Annotated in this window: 1 protein-coding gene and 2 pseudogenes; 2 read left to right on the forward strand and 1 reads right to left on the reverse strand. The window is 62.0% G+C overall.

Going from position 1 to position 1,608, the window contains the following annotated elements; translation table 11 throughout:
• Positions 1-340 (reverse strand): helix-turn-helix domain-containing protein (locus tag FGX59_RS36800; RefSeq protein WP_171060693.1); only part of this gene is annotated, 340 nt, incomplete at its 3' end.
• Between the two features lie 143 nt (positions 341-483).
• Between FGX59_RS36800 and FGX59_RS36805 the strand changes: the two are divergent.
• Both FGX59_RS36805 and FGX59_RS36810 read left to right on the forward strand, forming a co-directional pair.
• Positions 484-1,299 (forward strand): annotated as a pseudogene (locus tag FGX59_RS36805) (IS5 family transposase).
• Between the two features lie 12 nt (positions 1,300-1,311).
• Positions 1,312-1,491 (forward strand): annotated as a pseudogene (locus FGX59_RS36810) (IS3 family transposase); the annotation flags it as partial.
• Between the last annotated feature and the right edge of the window lie 117 nt (positions 1,492-1,608).

The following is a 1,608-nucleotide window of genomic DNA, read 5'->3' on the forward strand; positions in this document are numbered from 1 at the left end:
TCGACCAGTGTGTCGCGTCCCGGGGCGTGCTTTCCAGCGTCCTCTTGATGACCTCCGCCACCTGTTCGTCCGAAACCGTGCGTGGACGGCCTTCACGGTATTCATCGGAAAGCCCCTCGAGCCTCTGCTCCGCAAAGCGGCGGCGCCATTTGCCCACCGTGTGCTGGCTGTGGCCGAGTGAGGCGGCGATCTCCTTGTTGGACATCCCTTCGGCGCATCGCAGGACGATGCGGCAGCGGTCCGAAAGTGATCGGGCCGCCTTGTGCCTGCGAAGCTGGGATTCGAGGAATGAGCGTTCCTCGTCGCTGAGATCAATTGGAACAGCAACACGGCCACCCATCACATCCTCCCGCATCAGGCAGAATAATGGTACAAACTTTAGTTCCAGGTGACTAGGCCTCGTTGACAAAAGGGATTCACAGTCGGGCGCTTCCGTGAGTCAAGATCACCGTTGCGACGGAGGCGACCTTGGCCCGCAACCCGATGTCCGATGCGGAATGGCGGTTCTTCGAGCATTTCATCGCCGCCATCCGCGCCCCGAGCGGCCGGAAACCTGTCAACCACCGCCTTGTTCTGGATGGCATATTCTGGAGTGAGGCGTGAATGCGCCACTGGTTCGAGCATAACGCCGAACACGGACGGGGCTCCGTGGCGGAACCTTCCGGAAGAGTTCGGAAAATGGGGGGCCGTCTACCGCCAGTTCCGGTGCTGGAATGAGCCATCCGCGCCATCGGTCCGAGCGCAGCGCCGGATGGTGATCCGCGCCCATCAGCAGGCAGCGCGCTCAAGGGAGGGACTCAGAAGGAAGGTTTCGGCCGTTCTCGACTGTCCGGCGGGAAAACGATCCCGCGGATCGGTTTCTGATCCGCCTCCCACTTCACGACCAAGGTCCACCTCCGGGTGAACGGTGCGGGGCTGCCGATGCGCCGCGAGATCACCGGCGGCGAGACAGCGGGCATCAAGGGGGTCGACCTGGTGATGACGAAGGAGCTGCCGGAGCCTGCATGTTTCCGCGCCGACAAGGGCTATGATGCTGACAAGGTACGGGAAAATCTGGACGAACGTCGTATCGTGGCGGTCATCCCGATGCGGCGCAACCGCAAGGGATGGCGCGCTGCCGACCGCGACTTCTACCGCTGGCGCAACCTGGTCGAACGTTGCTTCTCCAAGCTCAAACAGTGGCGTCGGGTGGCAACGCGCCATCACAAGACCGCGCTGAGTTTCCTCGGATTCATTGACATCGCATCCATGCGCATCTGGCTGAACCGCGCCGGGTTTTCCGGAGGCTCCCAACCTTGAGAAGGTGGCGCCATGACGAAGACATCCAATCGATTTTCAACCGAGGTGCGTGCCCGAGCGGTGCGCATGGTTCTGGAACATCAGGCTGATCACGCTTCGCAATGGGCGGCGATCTGCTCTATTGCGCCGAAGATCGGCTGCACGGCCGAGACGTTGCGCAAGTTGGTGCGACGCGAGGAGCGTGACACGGGACAATGGCTCGCTGATTGATGTCTCTGCAAGAAGGATCGTCGGCTGGCGCGCGTCTCGCTCCATGCAGGCGGAATTCGTTCTCGATGCCCTCGACCAGGCTCTGCATGATCGGCGTCC

This window comes from Poseidonocella sp. HB161398, assembly GCF_005870025.1.
Lineage (GTDB): Bacteria > Pseudomonadota > Alphaproteobacteria > Rhodobacterales > Rhodobacteraceae > Mangrovicoccus.